At 70.1% G+C, this 16,999-nt stretch carries 15 protein-coding genes; 9 read left to right on the top strand and 6 right to left on the bottom strand.

All coding sequences use genetic code 11. From position 1 onward, the window contains the following. Positions 1 to 45: 45 nt before the first annotated feature. Positions 46 to 1,488, bottom strand: a complete 1,443-nt coding sequence (locus tag ACZ6O0_RS24595; protein WP_465767308.1) for a serine/threonine-protein kinase — start codon at positions 1,486 to 1,488, stop codon at positions 46 to 48. Positions 1,489 to 1,675: 187 nt separating this feature from the next. Between ACZ6O0_RS24595 and ACZ6O0_RS24590 the strand changes: the two genes are divergently transcribed. Then, on the top strand, positions 1,676 to 1,891 hold the full coding sequence (locus ACZ6O0_RS24590; protein WP_465767307.1) for a hypothetical protein: 216 nt from the start codon (positions 1,676 to 1,678) through the stop codon (positions 1,889 to 1,891). Positions 1,892 to 1,932: 41 nt separating this feature from the next. Next, positions 1,933 to 2,553, top strand: coding sequence for a VOC family protein (locus ACZ6O0_RS24585; protein WP_465767306.1), 621 nt, complete (start codon positions 1,933 to 1,935; stop codon positions 2,551 to 2,553). On the opposite strand, the gene ACZ6O0_RS24580 is transcribed toward ACZ6O0_RS24585, so the two are convergent. Beyond that, a complete protein-coding gene (locus ACZ6O0_RS24580; RefSeq protein WP_465767305.1) occupies positions 2,550 to 3,512 on the bottom strand; it encodes an HpcH/HpaI aldolase/citrate lyase family protein in 963 nt (320 codons plus the stop codon). The genes ACZ6O0_RS24585 and ACZ6O0_RS24580 overlap by 4 nt on opposite strands. 102 nt (positions 3,513 to 3,614) lie before the next feature. On the opposite strand from ACZ6O0_RS24580, the gene ACZ6O0_RS24575 reads away from it, so the two are divergent. Further along, entirely contained in the window at positions 3,615 to 4,142 is a 528-nt protein-coding gene (locus ACZ6O0_RS24575; RefSeq protein ID WP_465767304.1) for a hypothetical protein, read from the top strand. Positions 4,143 to 4,167: 25 nt separating this feature from the next. Here the strand turns inward: ACZ6O0_RS24575 and ACZ6O0_RS24570 are convergent, their stop codons facing one another. Beyond that, positions 4,168 to 7,845, bottom strand: a complete 3,678-nt coding sequence (locus ACZ6O0_RS24570) for a S8 family serine peptidase (RefSeq protein WP_465767303.1) — start codon at positions 7,843 to 7,845, stop codon at positions 4,168 to 4,170. Positions 7,846 to 7,962: 117 nt separating this feature from the next. Then, positions 7,963 to 8,931 carry a helix-turn-helix domain-containing protein gene (locus ACZ6O0_RS24565; RefSeq protein WP_465767302.1) on the bottom strand — a complete coding sequence of 323 codons (969 nt, stop codon included), beginning with the start codon at positions 8,929 to 8,931 and terminating at the stop codon, positions 7,963 to 7,965. Positions 8,932 to 9,033: 102 nt separating this feature from the next. Here ACZ6O0_RS24565 and ACZ6O0_RS24560 point away from each other — a divergent pair, with 102 nt between their 5' ends. From ACZ6O0_RS24560 to ACZ6O0_RS24535, 6 genes are all read left to right on the top strand, one after another. Further along, a complete protein-coding gene (locus ACZ6O0_RS24560) occupies positions 9,034 to 10,308 on the top strand; it encodes a magnesium transporter MgtE N-terminal domain-containing protein (protein ID WP_465767301.1) in 1,275 nt (424 codons plus the stop codon). Beyond that, a complete protein-coding gene (locus ACZ6O0_RS24555) occupies positions 10,298 to 10,828 on the top strand; it encodes a DUF1003 domain-containing protein (RefSeq protein ID WP_465767300.1) in 531 nt (176 codons plus the stop codon). The genes ACZ6O0_RS24560 and ACZ6O0_RS24555 overlap by 11 nt, the downstream gene beginning before the upstream one ends. Before the next feature lie 73 nt (positions 10,829 to 10,901). Beyond that, positions 10,902 to 11,801, top strand: a complete 900-nt coding sequence (gene htpX, locus ACZ6O0_RS24550) for a zinc metalloprotease HtpX (RefSeq protein ID WP_465767299.1) — start codon at positions 10,902 to 10,904, stop codon at positions 11,799 to 11,801. Positions 11,802 to 11,970: 169 nt separating this feature from the next. Then, a complete protein-coding gene (pspAB, locus tag ACZ6O0_RS24545; protein ID WP_465767298.1) occupies positions 11,971 to 12,534 on the top strand; it encodes a PspA-associated protein PspAB in 564 nt (187 codons plus the stop codon). Between the two features lie 77 nt (positions 12,535 to 12,611). Continuing rightward, complete coding sequence (locus ACZ6O0_RS24540) at positions 12,612 to 13,757, top strand: Mrp/NBP35 family ATP-binding protein (protein WP_465767297.1); 1,146 nt, start codon at positions 12,612 to 12,614, stop codon at positions 13,755 to 13,757. 41 nt (positions 13,758 to 13,798) lie between these two features. Continuing rightward, positions 13,799 to 14,893, top strand: a complete 1,095-nt coding sequence (locus ACZ6O0_RS24535) for a GNAT family N-acetyltransferase (RefSeq protein WP_465767296.1) — start codon at positions 13,799 to 13,801, stop codon at positions 14,891 to 14,893. Between the two features lie 192 nt (positions 14,894 to 15,085). Here ACZ6O0_RS24535 and ACZ6O0_RS24530 read toward each other — a convergent pair whose 3' ends face one another. After that, positions 15,086 to 15,427, bottom strand: a complete 342-nt coding sequence (locus tag ACZ6O0_RS24530; RefSeq protein WP_465767295.1) for a sec-independent translocase — start codon at positions 15,425 to 15,427, stop codon at positions 15,086 to 15,088. Between the two features lie 101 nt (positions 15,428 to 15,528). After that, positions 15,529 to 16,980 carry a S1C family serine protease gene (locus ACZ6O0_RS24525; protein ID WP_465767294.1) on the bottom strand — a complete coding sequence of 484 codons (1,452 nt, stop codon included), beginning with the start codon at positions 16,978 to 16,980 and terminating at the stop codon, positions 15,529 to 15,531. Positions 16,981 to 16,999: the final 19 nt, after the last annotated feature.

The following is a 16,999-nucleotide window of genomic DNA, read 5'->3' as shown; positions in this document are numbered from 1 at the left end:
GTGACACCCGCTGTGACACCGGCCACCTGAGGAAGGTCGCGTGGCTCACTCGTGGTTGTCGGGGCGCGGCAACGCGCGGCCGACGGTGCCGAACAGCGCTGCGATCTGCGGCGTGGCCTGCCAGCGGTGGCGCTGCTGCGCCTCGACAAGCCGCTGCCTGGCGTCGTAGAAGTGCTCCGCCGCCGCCTGGGTGTCGCCGTGGTCCAGCGCTTCCGCGGCCTGGTCCAGGTCGCGCGCCGCCTCGCGCGGGGCCTTGCTGCGGGTCCCCTGCTCCGTCGCGCGGACCTGCGCGGCCAGTGTGCGCAGCGTCGACACCAGCGCCGCCTGCGGGTTCTGGCGCGGCGTTTCCTTCGGAGTCGGCTTGGGGGTCGGCTTCTTCGACGGAGTCGGCGTCGGCTTCGGTGTGGTCTTCGGCGCACTGGTCGCCTTCACCACCGCCGGGGACGACGGGGTCCCACCGGCCTGCGCGGGCGCATCGTTCGTTACACCCGCCCGCAGCAGCAAGGCGCCGACCACACCGGCGACGACCACCGCCGCGGCCACACCCACCTTGGCCAACGGGAACGTCCGGCCCGGCGCCCGGTGCGTCCCGGTTTCCGCCGGCTCGTCCGGCTCTTCCTCCCACTTGCCGACACCGAGCACTTCCGCGGCCGCAGGAGGTGGCGTGAACGCGAGCACCTGCGTCCTGCTGGACGCCGTCAGCAGCTCGACCACCTCAGCGGAGGACGAGGGCCGGTCCGCCGGGTCCTTGGCGAGCAGGTGAGCCACAAGGTCGCCCAGCTCAGGCGGTACGTCGGTGCGCGTGATCGGTGGTGGCGGTGTGTCGAGGTGCTGGCGCATCACCACGTCGACGGTCGGGCCGGTGAAGGGCGGCGTACCGGCGAGGAGCTCGTGGAGGACGCAGCCGAACGAGTACCAGTCGCTGGCGGGGGTGGCGGGCTCGCCACGCACCTGCTCCGGTGACACGTAGGACGCCGTACCGAGCAGGACGCCCAGACCGGTCGTCTCGTTGCCCGCACGCTTGGCGATGCCGAAGTCGGTGATCTTGAGCGTGCCGTCCGGGGCGAGCAGCAGGTTGCCCGGCTTCACGTCGCGGTGCACGATCCCGGCGGCGTGAGCCGCGTCCAGCGCGCGTGCGCCCTGGGTGGCGATGTCGGCGACCAGGTCCGCGCTCGGCAGACCCGCCGTCCGCATCAAGTTGGCCAGGTCCGGCCCGGACACGAGTTCCATCACCAGGAACACGTGTTCGCCCTCGGAGCCGACGTCGTACGTCGCGACGACGTTCGGATGCATCAGCCCCGCGGCCGCCTGGGCCTCGGCCCGGAACCGCTGGACCGCGTCCATCGGATCGCCGTCGAGCCGGCGCAGCAGCTTGACCGCCACCTGACGGGCGAGGACGGTGTCCTCGGCCTGCCACACCTCACCCGCACCGCCCCTGCCCAGCAGGGTCAGCAACCGGTACCGCCCTGCGAGTACCTCGCCGTTCACACACCACACCTTCCGCAGCGGACCGCAACACCTTAGGCAAGCGAGGCGTTCGAGAGCGAGTTCTGGACCGAAAGCTTGCCGAACCTCTGCGGAGAGCGACCGGAGTACTACGTTGTGGTGATGAAGCGATCACTCACCGCCCTGATGTGAGTTCACTCCGACCCCGAGAACCCGGCTGCCAAGCACCGTGCGGCGTGCACAACTTCCTCCACCTGGTGAAGACGTCCTGCAGTGCGGTGACATCTACCGCCAGGAGACCTACCCGCGCGGGACCGTTGCCTACGGCAACCAGGGCCCGGGGACCAACGGGTCCGAGTTCTTCGTGGTCCACGGGATCGCCGACCCCGACCAGGACGGCCCGCCGGTGAAGCCGATCCGGATCTACAAGGTCTGGGCGCACTGAGGGGAGGGTAATTCCCCGGCCCGCGGGTCTACCTTGAGGTCGTGGGTACACGTGGGCGACCGAGGCATCCCGACGTGCTGACGCCTGCCGAGTGGCAGGTCGTGCACCTGGTGCGGCACGGGATGTCGAACCGGGAGATCGCGCGGCGGCGCGGGGTGAGCGCCGACGCGGTCAAGTTCCACGTCGCGAACGCGCTGATGAAGCTCGGCCTGGAGCGCCGGGCCGAGCTTCGCAGCTGGCGCGGTGTGCCCGCGGACAGTGCTCTGCGACGACAAGGAGACCCGGACATGAGCCTGCAGCTAGGGGCGATCGGGCAGATCGCCCGCCCGGTGAGCGACATCCAGACCGCGGTCGACTTCTACGGGAAGGTGCTGGGGCTGCCGCACCTGTACACGTTCGGGGACCTGGCGTTCTTCGACTGTGGCGGGACGCGGTTGTTCCTCAGCGCGACCGAGGAATCCTCCGGCGGTGACCCGTCGTGCCTGTACTTCCGGGTCGACGACATCCAAGCGGCGTACGACGAACTCCGCGGCCGCGGCGCCGAGTTCGAGCAGGCACCGCACCTGATCCACAAGCACGACAACGGGGTCGAGGAATGGATGGCGTTCTTCCCCGACCCCGACGGTCATCTGCTGGCGATCATGGCCCAGGTCGGGCCTTAGTCCGCGGGCGGCTGCCAGACGTCGGTGCGGGGCATGCCGGCGGCGCGGCCCTTGGCGGAGATGACGAGGGCCATCTTGCGGGAGGCCTCGTCGATCATCTCGTCGCCGAGCATCACCGCGCCGCGGGCGCCGCCGGCGGCCGAGGTGTAGTGGTCGTAGGCGTCGAGGATGTTCTCGGCGTGGTCGTAGTCCTCCTGGCGCGGCGAGTAGACCTCGTTGGCCGCGGCGATCTGGTCCGGGTGCAGGACCCACTTGCCGTCGAAGCCGAGCGCGGCCGAGCGGCCGGCGACGCGGCGGAAGCCGTCGACGTCCTTGATCTGCAGGTACGGGCCGTCGATCGCCTGCTTCCCGTGCGCCCGGGCCGCCATCAGGATCTGCATCAGGATGTAGTGGTACGCGTCGCCGACGTCGTACCCGGGCGGCTGCTCGCCGACCACCAGCGACTTCATGTTGATCGACGCCATGAAGTCGGCCGGGCCGAAGATGATCGTCTCCACCCGCGGCGACGCGGTGGCGATCGCGTTCACGTTGGTCAGGCCGAGCGCGTTCTCGATCTGCGCCTCGATACCGATCCGGCCGGGCTCGTATCCGTGCACCTTCTCCAGCTGGGTGAGCAGCAGGTCGAGGGCGACCACCTGCTCGGCGGTCTGCACCTTCGGCAGCATGATGCAGTCGAGGTTCGCGCCGGCTCCGCCGACCACCTCGATCACGTCCGCGTAGGTCCACTCGGTGGTCCAGTCGTTCACCCGGACGACGCGGAGCTTGCTCCCCCAGCCGCCCTCGTTCAGCGCGGCGACGATGTTCTTGCGGGCGTCGACCTTGGCGATCGGCGCGACCGAGTCCTCCAGGTCGAGGAACACCTGGTCCGCGTCCAGCCCCTTCGCCTTGGCCAGGAACCGCGGGTTCGACCCCGGCGTCGCCAGACACGACCTTCTGCTCCGCAGAACCTGCTCCGTCATCGCTGCCAACCTCCCAGTCGGTTACTCACCGGTCACCGGCAGCGTACGGCGAAACGCTCGCGTCCTGCCCGGTGACATCGCTCACTGTGACACTCTTGGGCGGTGACGACCGAGGACGCTGTGACCGAGATCGCGGCGGTGATGAAGAAGGCCGGGCTGGTCTGGCTGTCGTGGAACGGCGGGCGGCCGCTGCCCGCCTGGTTCGCGACGGTCGACGGCCAGTACGTCGTCCTCGCGGACGCGGCCGAGAGCGCCGAGCAGCCGCTGCCCGGACTGTCCACGGCCGGCGCGGCGGAGGTCGTCGTACCGGCCAAGCCGGCGACCAACCGGCTGGCGAGCTGGAAGGCGACCGTACGCCGACTCGAGCCGGGCAGCGAGGAGTGGACAGCTGCCGCTCAGGTGCTGCGGACCGAGCGGCTCAACGCTGCCGGACTGGACACGCAACTCGAGCGGTGGAAGACCGAGGCCGACCTGCTCGTCCTGGAGCCCACCGGTGAGATCACCGAGGCCGCCGGCCGATACGACGGCACTCCGCGAGCCGAGGCGCCCGTGGGCACGAAGGCGACCACCCGGGGCAAGCTACCGATCACCCTGCACCGCAAGATCCGCCGCCGCCCCAAGCTGAGCTGAGGACGGCGGCGGAGTCCCGAAGGACCTAGCGGATCCCGAACGCCCGATCCACGGTCTGGGTGACGCTGTTACCCGCGGAGTCCCGGGCGGTCGCCCGCACACTCACAAAGCGAGCCTTCGACGGTGCATCCACCTGCGTCGTCCAACTCGATCCTTGCCGCTTCAGCCGGGCTGTGTGCCAGCTGACACCGTCGTACGACAGTTCGAGCTTCACATCCGCGATCTTCCCGACCCCTGCGGCCCCCGGCAGGTGCGATGGGCTCACCGTCAGATCCGTACGCCGGTGTGCCAGGCCGGACAGGTCCGTAGCGACGGCGTAGTCCAGCTGGATCAGCGGAAGCGTCTCCAGCGCGGTGACGTCGGCCTCGTCGGAGCTGAAGCCCCACTCGGTGTGAGTGCTCGGTGAATACGGCCGATCCGGCAGGTCCCGCGTGGTGTCCACGACCAGTCGATACGGAAGCCGGTCCGGCGAGACCTCGGCCGAGACGAAGTCGCTGCCCTCTCCGACCAGGGTGTCGCCCTGGTACAGCGAGGTGTTCACCGTGACACCGCCGTACACAATGCCTTGGTGCCGGCCGGAGTCGCCCCAGCCGGGCATGCCGAAGACGCTGATGATGTCGCCGACCCGTGACGGCGGAGTGAAGACTGCGCTGTCGCTGAGCAACCTCGGCCGCTGGATCCCGGCGAACCAGGTTTCGCGCGTCGTACTGCGGGCTGGGTAGGACAGCGACGACCCGATCTCGTTCAGATCCGGCACCGCGGCCTGACTGAGCCACTTGACCTTCGGCCCGGCAGTGACCCAGACGGTGTGGTCGCCCTGCGCGGGCACCGGGGTCGCAGCGGCGCCGACGGCCCAGGGGAAGTCGGTCGACAGGTCGTACCGGATGTCGAGCGCCTCATCCGGCGAGGTGTTGCGGAAGGACTCGTCGATCCGGGCCAGGTCCCCGGCTGCGGGCCGGTACGCCGGATCGCGTGGGATCGCACCGTCATGGTGCTGGACGAGGTCGTACAGGTACTGCGGATAGGGATGCGAGACCAGCTTGAGCGTCTTGGTGCCATGCGCGAGCTGATCGACGAGCCGCTGCCCGTCGTCCGTGTTGAGCGATGCCACCGGCAACGGAGCCGCGTCCTCCTGCGGAAGATCGGCCCATGCGTCGAGCGGCCCATAGCCGTCGTTCACGAGCAGCAACAGCTTGGCGCCGGCCTTCGCCGCCGCGGCGGCCTGGTCGGTCGCGGCCACCGTGCCGTTGCGGCGGACGACAACAATCTTGCCGCGGGCAACGACCTTGCCCAGGTCGGAGCCATCGCCGGCGAAGACCACGGGGTACGTCGCCGTCCCTTCCGGCAGCTTGGGCGAGAAGCTCTGCACCATCGTGCCGAACCCACCCGCCGTCAACGCCGGCTGCACCTGACGCCACCGGGTCGCGAACGTGTACGAGCCATGCGTCACCTTGGGGGTCGGAGTGGCCCAGACGCTGTCGTAGAGCCACCACTCGAGCTGGTAGGTGTCGACAAAGCGATGGAGCGTGCCATAGCTGCGGTACTGGTCCACGCGCAGGTAGCTGTTGACACTGGGCTGCGGCGTGATCGCACTGACCTTGCGCAAGGTGGACGCATCGAACGTCAACGTCCGGTCGCTGTCCACGACCACTTCGGGCGCACTGAGCACGGCACGGCTGAGCGAGTGCGGTCCGTCGAGTCCGGGGACGTCGGCGTACATCCAGGCGGCGTAGGTGCTCGGACGCACGCTCGCGTCCAGGCCGCCGCTCTCGTCAACGGCGTACACCTGGGGGACGGCGTCACGCAGGATGTCCTTCAGTACGACGATTCCCGGCAACGCCGAGCCGCTCCGGTCCTTGGCGCGGAGCGACAGCTTGACTCGCTGGCTCTGCTTGCTGACGCCGATCGACGTGTGCGCTCGCACTGTGCCGCTGCTGTCGGTCGCGGTGACGACCGAGCTGTAGCCGGCGTCGTCGGCAGCGAGCTCCAGATGACTCAGTACGCCGACCGTCGCGGTGCCGTGGGCGGGCACAGTCACCTGCGGAGTGGTCAGAGTGAACAGACCCGATGGAATCCCCTGCGACCGGACGGCGAGGTCCAGCGTGACGGGCTCGGCGGAGGTGTTCGTGTACGTGACGTCCTTCTGCACCGACCCGCTCGACGGATACGGCCACTTGACGGCCGCGAACGCCGTACCGGTGGCGAACACAGTGCTGTTCACCGCGGCAGCCACATCAAGTCGGCCGCTGCCGGCTGCGAACGGGCTGTACTGGACGGTGGTCTTCGCGGTGCTCACCAGCGCGTCCTTGAGTTGCGCGCCGTTCCAGTCCGGGTGCGTTGCCGCGAGCAGTGCGGCGGCACCCGCGACGTGCGGTGTCGCCATCGAGGTCCCGCTCATGGTCAGGTACTGGCCCTCCCCTTCCTGGGCGTACTGCGACCGGGCCGCGAGTACGTCGACGCCAGGGGCGGTCAGATCGGGCTTGACGGCACTGTCGCCCATCCGCGGACCGCGACTGGAGAACGGGGCCAGCCGGTCGGCGGCGTCCACCGCGCCGACGGTCAGCGCCGCGTCGGCCGCACCAGGTGCGCTGACGCTGTAGGGATCCGGTCCGGAGTTGCCCGCCGCGATGACGAACAAGGCACCGGTCTCCGCGCTGAGCTCGTTCACGGCCTGGCTCATCGGATCGGTGCCATCGGTCGGCCCCGAGCCGAGGCTCATGCTGATCACCTTGGCGTGCTGATCGCGGGCCGCCCACTCCATCCCGGCCAGGATCCAGGAGTCCTGGCCGCTGCCGTCGTCGGCCAGCACCTTGCCGATGTGCAGGGCAGCGCCGGGAGCGACGCCCTTCTCCTTGCCACCGGACGCGGCGCCGGTGCCGGCGACGGTCGAGGCGACGTGCGTACCGTGGCCGTTCCGATCGGTGACGTCCGCACCGGGCACGAAGCTCTCCGCTGCGGCGATCCGGCCACCGAAGTCCGGGTGCGCGGCGTCGATGCCGGTGTCCAGTACGGCGACGTCGACGCCCTGGCCGGTGTCGCCGGTCTGCCACACCTGTGGGGCGCCGATCTGCGCGGTGGTGTCGGACAGCGTCGCTTTCGCCTTACCGTCCAGCCAGACCCTGGCGATCCCACCCAGGAGTCCACTGGTACTGCGGGCGGCCGGACTACTCGTGAGAGACGCCCAGAAGCCGGCCGCGGCGGAGTGATCGGCCGTCAGTGCCGCGCCCTGGATGCTGGTGAGCTCCCGGGTACGGCGAGCCCCGACTGGTACGGCCTGTCTGCGGGCGCGGGTGGCGGCGTCGGTGTACGAGACGATCAGCGGGAGCTGGTCGCTGTGCGCATCGTCGTACCCGTCCGCGATCAGTTCGGTGACGTTGAAGAGCCGCTGGTCGAGTACGCCGGACGCCAGGTACGGCAGGGCCGCGTCGGGATAGACGTAGGTGTCGTTGCCCACGGCCATGATGTGTGCGCCGGCCGGAGTGCCGTTGGGCTTCTGCACGGTCGTGGCAGACCGGCCGTCGGCGGTGGCAGTCACCGTGACCTTGTCCCCAGTGATCAGGGTGACCGTTCGCGGGGAGCCGGAAGGGACAGCTGCGGGCGGCGTGGTGGCGGCTGCGCCTGGCGTGGACGGCACGGCGGCCGTCAGCGCCAGTACAGCCACACCGGCGATCAACCCGCGCCGGCGGGACGATGACAGGGACAAGGGAGCTCCAGAGGGTGAGGGGCGAACTCACAGATCTCCCGCATTACATGTGCGCCCGGGCACCGGGTGCCATCGATTGCGCTGGCGCAAAGCTGACACGGCCAACCCGGCCAGGGTTCAGAGCCAGCCGCGTTCGCGGGCGTGCCAGCCGAGCTGCATCCGGGACCGGGAGTTGGTCTGCTCCATCAGCACCTGGACCCGGCGGGCCACTGTCCGCCGGCTGACCCCGAGCCGCGCCCCGGCCGCGTCGTCGGTGAGACCGGCGACCAGGAGCGACAACAGGTGCCGGTCCTCCGCGGACATCGTGGCCTCGGCGGACAGCCCGTCCGACTCGGTCACCGACAGCGGACTCGCCCTGTTCCAGACGGTTTCGAACAGTGCGACCAGTGCGTCCAGCAGGCTGCACGGATGAACCAGCAGTGCCGCGTCGTGGGCCGGCGTCGCCCAGTCCAGCGGCAGCAGCGCCAGCTCCCGGTCGGCCACGGCCAGTTTGGTCGGCAGATCGTCCGCGATCCGCGCCTGCTCACCGGCCCGGACATGGCTGACCGCACTGGCCGAGAGCACCGCGTCGGCCAGCGCCGAGCTGTCGTAGACGACCCGGTACACGACGCCGTCGGCCTGCCGGTCGAGCTGGGTCCGGTTCACCTCGGCGGATGCGGCGTACGGCGGGGCGACGAGCTCCCGCATGTCCTTGCGGGCCGTCCGCTGGACCCGGTCGAACGCCAGGCCGACCGCGGTCTGCCCGGTGACGATCTCGATCAGCTCCTCGGTCCGCCGGTCGCCGGCCTGGTTGAACGCCGCGGCCGTCAGCCGGTACGCCGCCTCGCGGGTCCGCTGCAGCTCCTGCTCGTGCCGCTCGATCATCTGCTCGACGGCGAGCTCCGGCGGCACCGGTACGACCAGCTCGCGGGGCGGCGGCGTCCGGTGCACGAATCCCTCGAGCTGGAGGACGTCGACCGCTCGGCGCACCTCCTCCACCGGCCGACCGACCCGGCCGGCCAGTTCCTCGACCGAGGCCGCGCCGTCCCGGACCAGCGCCAGGTACGTCGCCTCGCTCTCCGCCCCGAGCCCACCCGACCCCAGCATGCGCCCGCCCCAGTCTCGAAGGTGCCGAACCCGCCTGGCCGGAAGTCTAGTGTTCCGACGCGGTGCCGGGGTCCGGGGAAGCCGACGGGTTAGCCTTCGAGCATGAGCGGATCACCGTCGCGCGTCTACGTCGCCCGGCTGGCTGGTCTCCCGGTGTACGACCCGAACGGGGATCAGGTCGGCAAGGTTCGCGATGTCGTGGCGATGCTGCGGCAGGGCACCCAGCCGCCGCGCGTGCTCGGCCTGGTGGTGGAGGTGTTCACCCGGCGCCGGATCTTCGTGCCGATGACCCGGGTGACGTCCGTCGACGTCGGGCACGTCATCACCACCGGCCTGGTCAACATGAGGCGGTTCGAGCAGCGGCCGACCGAGGTACTCGTGCTCGGCGAGATGCTCGACCGCACTGTCACCATCCTCGAGAACAACACCACCGCGGTCGTGTTCGACATGGCCATGGAGCAGTGGCGGACCCGGGACTGGGTGCTGTCGAAGGTGGCGGTCCGGGAGCCCACCAAACGGTTCCGGCGGCGCGGACAATCGCATGTGCTCGACTGGGCCGACGTCAGCGGTTTCGCCCAGGTCGAGGAGGGGCAGGGCGCGACGCACATCCTGGCCGCGTTCGACTCGATGAAGGCGGCGGACCTGGCCGGCGTACTGCACGAACTGTCGTCCAAGCGGCGCAACGAGATCGCGGCCGCCCTGAACGACGAGCGGTTGGCGGACGTCCTGGAGGAGCTGCCCGAGGACGACCAGGTGGAGATCCTGGCCGGTCTGGACACCGAGCGGGCCGCGGACGTGCTCGAGGAGATGTCACCGGACGACGCGGCCGACCTGATCGCCGAGCTGCCGACGGAGACCGCCGAGCGGCTGCTCACGTTGATGGAGCCGGACGAGGCGGAGGACGTACGGCGGCTGCTGACGTACGAGGAGCGGACCGCGGGCGGTCTGATGACGTCGGAGCCGGTCATCCTGCCGGCCGACGCCACCGTGGCGGACGCACTCGCCCATGTACGCAACGCCGAGCTGAGTCCGGCGCTGGCCGCGATGATCTACGTCTGCCGGCCACCGCTGGAGACTCCGACCGGACGGTTCATCGGCATCGGCCACATCCAGCGACTGCTCCGCGAACCACCGTCGCAGCTGGTGTCCGCCGTACTGGACACCGATCTGGACGGGCTGCGGCCGGACGACAGCCTGCAGACGGTCAGCAAGTACCTGGCCACGTACAACCTGGTCGCGGCGCCGGTGCTCGACGACGAAGGCCGGCTGCTCGGTGCGGTCACGGTCGACGACGTCCTCGACCACCTGCTGCCCGACGACTGGCGTGAACCGGACCAGCCCCGCGACTCCCAGGAGGTGGACCACGATGCCTCGTGACGACCGCAGCATTGACGACCGCCGCCTCCGCAGTACGGCGCGACTCGACGTGCCACGGGACTGGCGCCGGACGTTCGTACCGCGGCCGACGTACGACGCCGACGCGTTCGGGCGGTTGTCGGAGCGGATCGCCCGCTTCCTCGGCACCGGGCGGTTCCTGGTCTACATGACCGCGACGATCCTGTTCTGGGTCGCCTGGAACATCTTCGCGCCGGCGAGCTGGCGGTTCGACCAGTACCCGTTCATCTTCCTGACCCTCGCGCTCAGCCTGCAGGCGTCGTACGCCGCTCCGCTCATCCTGCTCGCGCAGAACCGGCAGGAGGCGCGCGACCGGGTGCAGTACGAGCGCGACCGCGACGTCGACTCCCGGACCCGCGCCGACATGGAGTTCCTGGCCCGCGAGATGGCGTCGCTGCGGATGGCCGTGGGCGAGGTCGCGACCCGCGACTTCCTCCGCTCCGAGCTCCGTTCGCTGCTCGCCGATCTGGACCTGAAGAGCCGCGAGGACGACCGGGTCTGAGCCCCTCTCCAGGCCCTTCTCCGGGCCCTTCGGAGCCGAGCTACGCTCGTTGTCAGGTGAGGAAGGACGTGGGATGAAGACTCGATTCGCGCCTGACCGTGGGCTGTCCAGCCGGATGCTGATCACGAGCTTCCTGCTCGGTCTGCTGTACGTCGGTTTCGTGGCGCTGCTGATCGCGCTGACGAGCAGCGCCGTGCTGGCGATCGTGATCGCGGGCGGCGCACTGTTCGTGCAGTACTGGTTCTCCGACCGGATCGCGCTCTATGCGATGCGCGGACGGATCGTCACGCCGGAGGAGGCTCCCCAGCTGCACGGCGCGATCGACCGGCTGTGCGCGCTGGCCGACATGCCGAAGCCGCGGGTCGCGATCGCCGACGTCGACCTGCCGAACGCCTTCGCCACTGGCCGAAACCCGAACAAGGCGGTCGTCTGCGTGACCACCGGCATCATGCGCCGCCTGGACACCGACGAGCTCGAGGGCGTGCTGTCGCACGAGCTCTCGCACGTCGCGCACCGGGACGTGGCCGTGATGACGATCGCGTCGTTCCTCGGTGTGCTCGCCGGCCTGATCACCCGCTTCGGCCTGTACGGCGGCCTTGGGCGGAACCGTGACCAGAACACCGCGGTCATCGTGCTCACGATCATCGCGGTGTCCATCGCCGTGTACGCGATCTCCTTCCTGCTGACCCGGGCGCTCTCGCGCTACCGGGAGCTGGCCGCCGACCGGGCCGGGGCGATGCTGACCGGACGACCATCCGCACTAGCATCCGCGTTGACGAAGATCAGCGGGGACATCGCCCGAATACCGTCGCGCGACCTGCGACAGGCGGAGGCGTTCAACGCGTTCTTCTTCGCGCCCGCGATCTCCGGCAAGGGCGCGAGCCTGTCGTCGCTGTTCTCGACGCACCCGCCGCTCGAGACCCGCCTCGACCGCCTCGGTGTGCTCTCCCGCGAACTGGGCGAGCAAGCTTAGGGTATGTCTCCCGATCCCACGCCGTAGCGAGCAAGTGCCCGGCGCGGTGCATCGGCGCGCGGGAGCGAAGGTCTCGATGCGGAGCATCGTGGCCTGTGCTCACGTGCGGCGAGGTGCCGTGCCGAGTGCTGCGCAGTAGGCGTGGGATCGGGAGACATACCCTCGGCCTATGGGCATCCTCGACATCTTGCTCGGCCGGAGTAAGGCCGTCCCGCCGAATCTCGACCAGCTGTTCTCGCTCCCGTCGGCCGCGATCACCTTGGAGACCGCGGCCGGCTACCGCCCGACCGGCAGTGGTTCGGTCTGCTTCAAGGCGGCCGAAGGCGGTGGGTTCTCGACGCTGCGCGAGGAGGTCGACAAGCTGCTCGCCCTCGACGACGGCAAGTTCACCACCCACACGGACTCCTACGGCTTCACCTGGCTGGTCCGCGAAACCAGCCCCGACGACCTCGAAGGCCTCGTCACCGATCTCCATGGGGTCAACACGTCCCTGGTCGACGCCGGCTTCGGCTCGGCCCTGCTGTGCACCCTGATCGCCTTCACCAACGGCACCAAGTCACTGGGCCTCGTCTACCTGTACAAACGCGGCTCCTGGTACCCGTTCGTCCCCACCGGCGCCGACCGCCGCGACAACGCCACCGAGCTCCAGCTCCGGTCCATCATCGGCACCGACCTCCGGATGGAACAGGACCTCGCCCGCTGGTTCCCCGTCTACGGAGCGCCGGGCCTCTGAGGTAAGGGTTGCCTTGGTGGGCCTATGTCACAGGGACCGTGGTCGGCTGGAGGTTGTGGAGCACGTAGCCTTGGGGCATGGCTCTCACTGCTGATCAGGTGACCACCGCCCTCGGTGGTGTGCTGGATCCGGAGATCAAGAAGCCGATCACGGACCTCGGCATGGTCGAGTCCGTCGTGGTGCGGGACGACGGCGTGGTCGCCGTGCGGATCCTGCTCACCGTCGCGGGCTGTCCGATGAAGGACACGCTGCGGCGCGACACCACGGCCGCGATCACCAAGCTCGACGGCGTCACCGGGGTCGAGATCGACCTCGGGGTGATGTCGGCGGAGCAGCGCGCGGCGCTGCAGACCCAACTGCGCGGCGGCGTGGCGGAGAAGGAGATCCCGTTCTCCCGGCCGGACTCGCTGACCAAGGTGTTCGCGATCGCGTCCGGCAAGGGCGGCGTGGGCAAGTCCTCGGTCACCGTGAACCTCGCGGTCGCGATGGCCCGGCAGGGGCTGTCGGTCGGCGTCCTGGACGCGGACATCTACGGCCACTCGGTGCCGGCCATGTTCGGCGTCGCGGACCAGCGGCCGACCGCGGTCGACGACATGATCATGCCGGTGCCCGCGCACGGCGTGAAGGTGATCTCGATCGGCATGCTGAAGCCGAAGCGGGACCAGGTGGTCGCCTGGCGCGGCCCGATCCTGGACCGCGCGCTGGTGCAGATGCTCGCGGACGTGTACTGGGGCGACCTCGACGTACTGCTGCTCGACCTGCCGCCCGGCACGGGTGACATCGCGATCTCGGTCGGCCAGCGGCTGACCAGCGCCGAGGTGATCGTGGTGACGACCCCGCAGGAGGCCGCCGCCGAGGTGGCCGAGCGGGCCGGCACGATGGCGCAGATGGTGCACCAGCGGGTCGCCGGCGTGGTCGAGAACATGTCGTTCCTGCCGTGTCCGCACTGCGGTCCCGAGCACCGGATCGAGATCTTCGGGTCCGGCGGCGGGACGCGGGTCGCGGAGACCCTGTCGGCGCGCCTCGGCTACCCGATCCCGCTGCTGGGTGAGATCCCGCTGGACGAGCGGCTGCGCAGTGGTGGCGACCTCGGCAACCCGCTGATCGCCACCGACCCGGACACCCCGGCCGCGCAGGTCCTCGACAAGATCGCCGCCAAGCTCGGCGGCCGTCCCCGCGGCCTCCTCGGCCGCCAGCTCGGTCTCTCCCCCGTCGGCCGGTAATCCGGCGGAAGCTGACGCTGTCCTGGTGTTGACTAGGCCGGGTGCCGATTCCTGCTGAGCATCCGGTCCTGACCGACGGCGTCGTGACCCTGCGCGCTCCCCGGCCCGACGACGTCCAGGGCCAGATCGACCGCCAGGCGGAACAACCCGGCCGCCGCTTCGGCGCCGAGGACGCCCGGCGGTGGATCACGTACGGCATCACCGAGGCCTGGGCGAAGCACGAACGGCTCCTGTTCATCGTCGAGTACGACGGCCGGTACGCCGGGTCCGTCGCGCTGGAGCCCGACGCCGACGGCAACGCGCGGGTGCACTACAGCTTGTCGCGATGGGCTCAGGGAGCCGGCGTGATGAGCCGGTCGGTGCGGCTGCTGCTGGAGTTCGGGTTCACAACTTGTGGCTTCCACGTCATCCATTGGTGGGCGCGGGTCGGCAACTGGGCGTCGCGGCGGGTCGCGTGGGCGACCGGGTTCCACTTCGGTGAGACCATTCCCGCGCTGGCGGAGGAAGGCGGTGAGCGGGTGGATGCCTGGACGGCGTGGATCGGGCCGGAGGATCCGCGGGCACCGAGGAGGCCGTGGTACGTGCACCCGGTGCTGGAGACGCCGCGGCTGAAGCTACGGACCTGGCGTGAGGACGAGGTCGCGCGGATCACGACCGCTCGCACCAACCAGGCGACCGCGCATTTCCTGCCGTTCATCCCGCAGCCCTTCACCGCCGACGATGCGCGGTTCTGGCTGAAGGACATGGCCGAGCAGGCCGCGGCGGGCCGAAGGTTCAACTGGTGCGTGGCCGACGCCGAGACCGACCAAGGACTGGGCAACCTGACCCTGTTCGGGATCCATCACGACGGTGCGCAGGACGCCGAGCTCGGCTACTGGTTGCATCCCGACGCGCAGGGCCGCGGCGTGATGACCGAGGCGATCGAGCGGGTCGCCGAGTGGTACTTCGCGCCGGAGAACGATGGCGGCTTCGGCGGCCGGAGACTCTTCATCCGGACGGCGGAAACCAACGCGGCAGCCCGCCGGACCGCGGAGAAGGCCGGCTTCCAGCTGGCGGGCATCGAACGGGAAGCCTTCCGCCTGTCCACCCACCTCGACGGCAAGGTCACCTATGACCTGCTGGCCACGGACCGCTGAAACAGCTGCGCGGCCGCGACGGCACCGGCTGCGGCCGGTAGGAGCGCGAAGCCAGAGCAGGGCATCGAGTACGGCGACGCCGTACAGGAGCCCGTAGAGCGCGCCCTCGGAGGCCTGCTTGCCGTGCTGCGCGTAGGCGGTCGCGACGTACGTCGAAGACGGGCTGGCCGCACTCCGGCCGATCTGGACGGCCTAGGTCGACTCGGGGTCGTACGGCGGCTTCTGGCCGGCCGGGAGGCGCTGCGGGGTGGAGTCCGCGAAGTCGGCGACGGGCTTCTCGTCGTCGTAGTCGTCGGAGCCCTCGAGCAGGTGCTTGCGGACGAAGTTCTTCGGATTCAGGTCCTGCAGGTCGAGGTCGGCGAACTCGGGGCCGAGCTCGTTGCGCAGATCGTTCTGCGCGTTGGTGACCATCTGACGGACCTGACGCAGCAACCGGCCCGCCGTCCGCGCGAACTCCGGCAGCCGGTCCGGGCCGAAGACGAGCACGGCGACGATCGCGATCACGACCAGCTCGAGTGGCCCGATGCCGAACATGTCCCCACCTCTCAGTACGTCAACGCCGACGCGGACCAGGGTATCCCGACCATGGTGACGCCGCCTGCCGGGTCAGCCGATCCCGGACACCGTCGACGAGTTCAGCCGATCTGCTGCGCGAGCGTGACCGTGGCCTCGCGAGGCTTGCCGCTGCGCTCGTACTCCAGCCGCACGCTCTCGCCCGGCTGATGCGTCCGGATCGCGACGATCAGCGCCTCCGCGGAGTCCACCGCCTGGTTGTTGATCGCCGTGATCACGTCACCCACCCGCATCCCGGCCCGCGCGGCCGGCGAGCCGGCGTTCACCGCACTCACCCGCGCCCCGCCCTCGAACTGCATGTCCACGCTCGCCCCGATCACCGGGTACGACGCGACGCCGTTGGCGATCAACTGCTGGGCGGTCCGCCGGGCCTGGTCGATCGGGATCGCGAACCCGAGCCCGATGTTCCCGCTCTGGCCCTCCTCGGCCCCGCGGACGGTGGCGATCGCGGAGTTCACGCCGATCACCCGCGCGTTCATGTCGACCAGCGGGCCGCCGGAGTTGCCCGGGTTGATCGCCGCGTCGGTCTGCAAGGCGTTGATGTACGACGTCTGGTCCGCACTCTCGCCCGTGGTCACCGGCCGGTTCTTGGCCGAGATGATCCCGGAGGTGACCGTGCCCGCCAGCCCGAGCGGCGAGCCGATCGCGACCACGTCCTGCCCGACGATAGCCAGGTCCGAGCGGCCGAACTGCACCGACGGCGCGTCCAGCCCGATCACCTGGACGACCGCGAGGTCGTACGCCGGGGACCGGCCGACGAGCCGTGCGGTGGAGGTCTTGCCCTTCTCGGTGAGGACCTGGATCGAGCCGCCCTTGGCCGCGCCCGCGACGACGTGGTTGTTGGTCAGGATGTGCCCGGCGTTGTCGATCACGAACCCGGACCCGGTGGCGTCGGAGTTGTCCGCGCCCTCGACCTTCAGCTGGACGACACTCGGCAGCAGGGTGGCGGCGACCGCGGAGACGGATCCGCTCCGGATCTTCGGGTCGGCGCCGGTCCCGACCGGCACGTTGGGCTGGTCGGCGACCGGGGTGCCGTTGTGGTCCAGTGCGACGACCGTCGCGGCGGCACCGGCTCCGGCGATCACACCGATCACCAGCGCGACGACCGCGGCGATGGTGATCACCCGGTTGGCCTTCTGCGGCGGGGCCGGCGTGTACGCGCGGGCCTGCTGCTGGTGCCAGTCGAGCGGCGGAGGCGGCGTGTACGTCGGCCTGTACGCCGGTTGCTGTGTCGGCCAGGCCTGACCCTGGTACACCGGCCGGAAGGTGGGCTCCTGGGCCTGCGGCTTGCCGAAGCTGCGCTGCGTGACGGACCGTCCGTTCGTCTGCCGGTACGGCGCGTCACTGCCCGGTGTCGGGATCGGAGCTGTCCCCGCTCCCGGCGTCGGCGGCGCCAGCGAGGTGACGGGTCCCGAGCCGTTCGGCGGCGCGGGGGGACGATCTGAGGCGGGAAGCGCTGCAGTGGGCTCCGAAGTCGGATTCGGAACTGTCGGCTCGGCGTCGTCGCTGGTCACGGTCCCCGCCTCACGTCGT

The organism is Kribbella sp. NPDC048837, assembly GCF_055586945.1.
The sequence above is the reverse complement of the archived record's forward strand: the minus strand, read 5'-3'. Positions and strand labels throughout refer to the sequence as shown.

Bases quoted from the DNA above. Each gene is read 5' to 3' on its own strand.
- ACZ6O0_RS24580 (WP_465767305.1), bottom strand. From the start codon at position 3,512: ATGACGGAGCAGGTTCTGCGGAGCAGAAGGTCGTGTCTGGCGACGCCG.
- ACZ6O0_RS24565 (WP_465767302.1), bottom strand. From the start codon at position 8,931: ATGCTGGGGTCGGGTGGGCTCGGGGCGGAGAGCGAGGCGACGTACCTG.
- ACZ6O0_RS24560 (WP_465767301.1), top strand. From the start codon at position 9,034: ATGAGCGGATCACCGTCGCGCGTCTACGTCGCCCGGCTGGCTGGTCTC.
- ACZ6O0_RS24555 (WP_465767300.1), top strand. From the start codon at position 10,298: ATGCCTCGTGACGACCGCAGCATTGACGACCGCCGCCTCCGCAGTACG.
- htpX (WP_465767299.1), top strand. From the start codon at position 10,902: ATGAAGACTCGATTCGCGCCTGACCGTGGGCTGTCCAGCCGGATGCTG.
- pspAB (WP_465767298.1), top strand. From the start codon at position 11,971: ATGGGCATCCTCGACATCTTGCTCGGCCGGAGTAAGGCCGTCCCGCCG.
- ACZ6O0_RS24540 (WP_465767297.1), top strand. From the start codon at position 12,612: ATGGCTCTCACTGCTGATCAGGTGACCACCGCCCTCGGTGGTGTGCTG.
- ACZ6O0_RS24530 (WP_465767295.1), bottom strand. From the start codon at position 15,427: ATGTTCGGCATCGGGCCACTCGAGCTGGTCGTGATCGCGATCGTCGCC.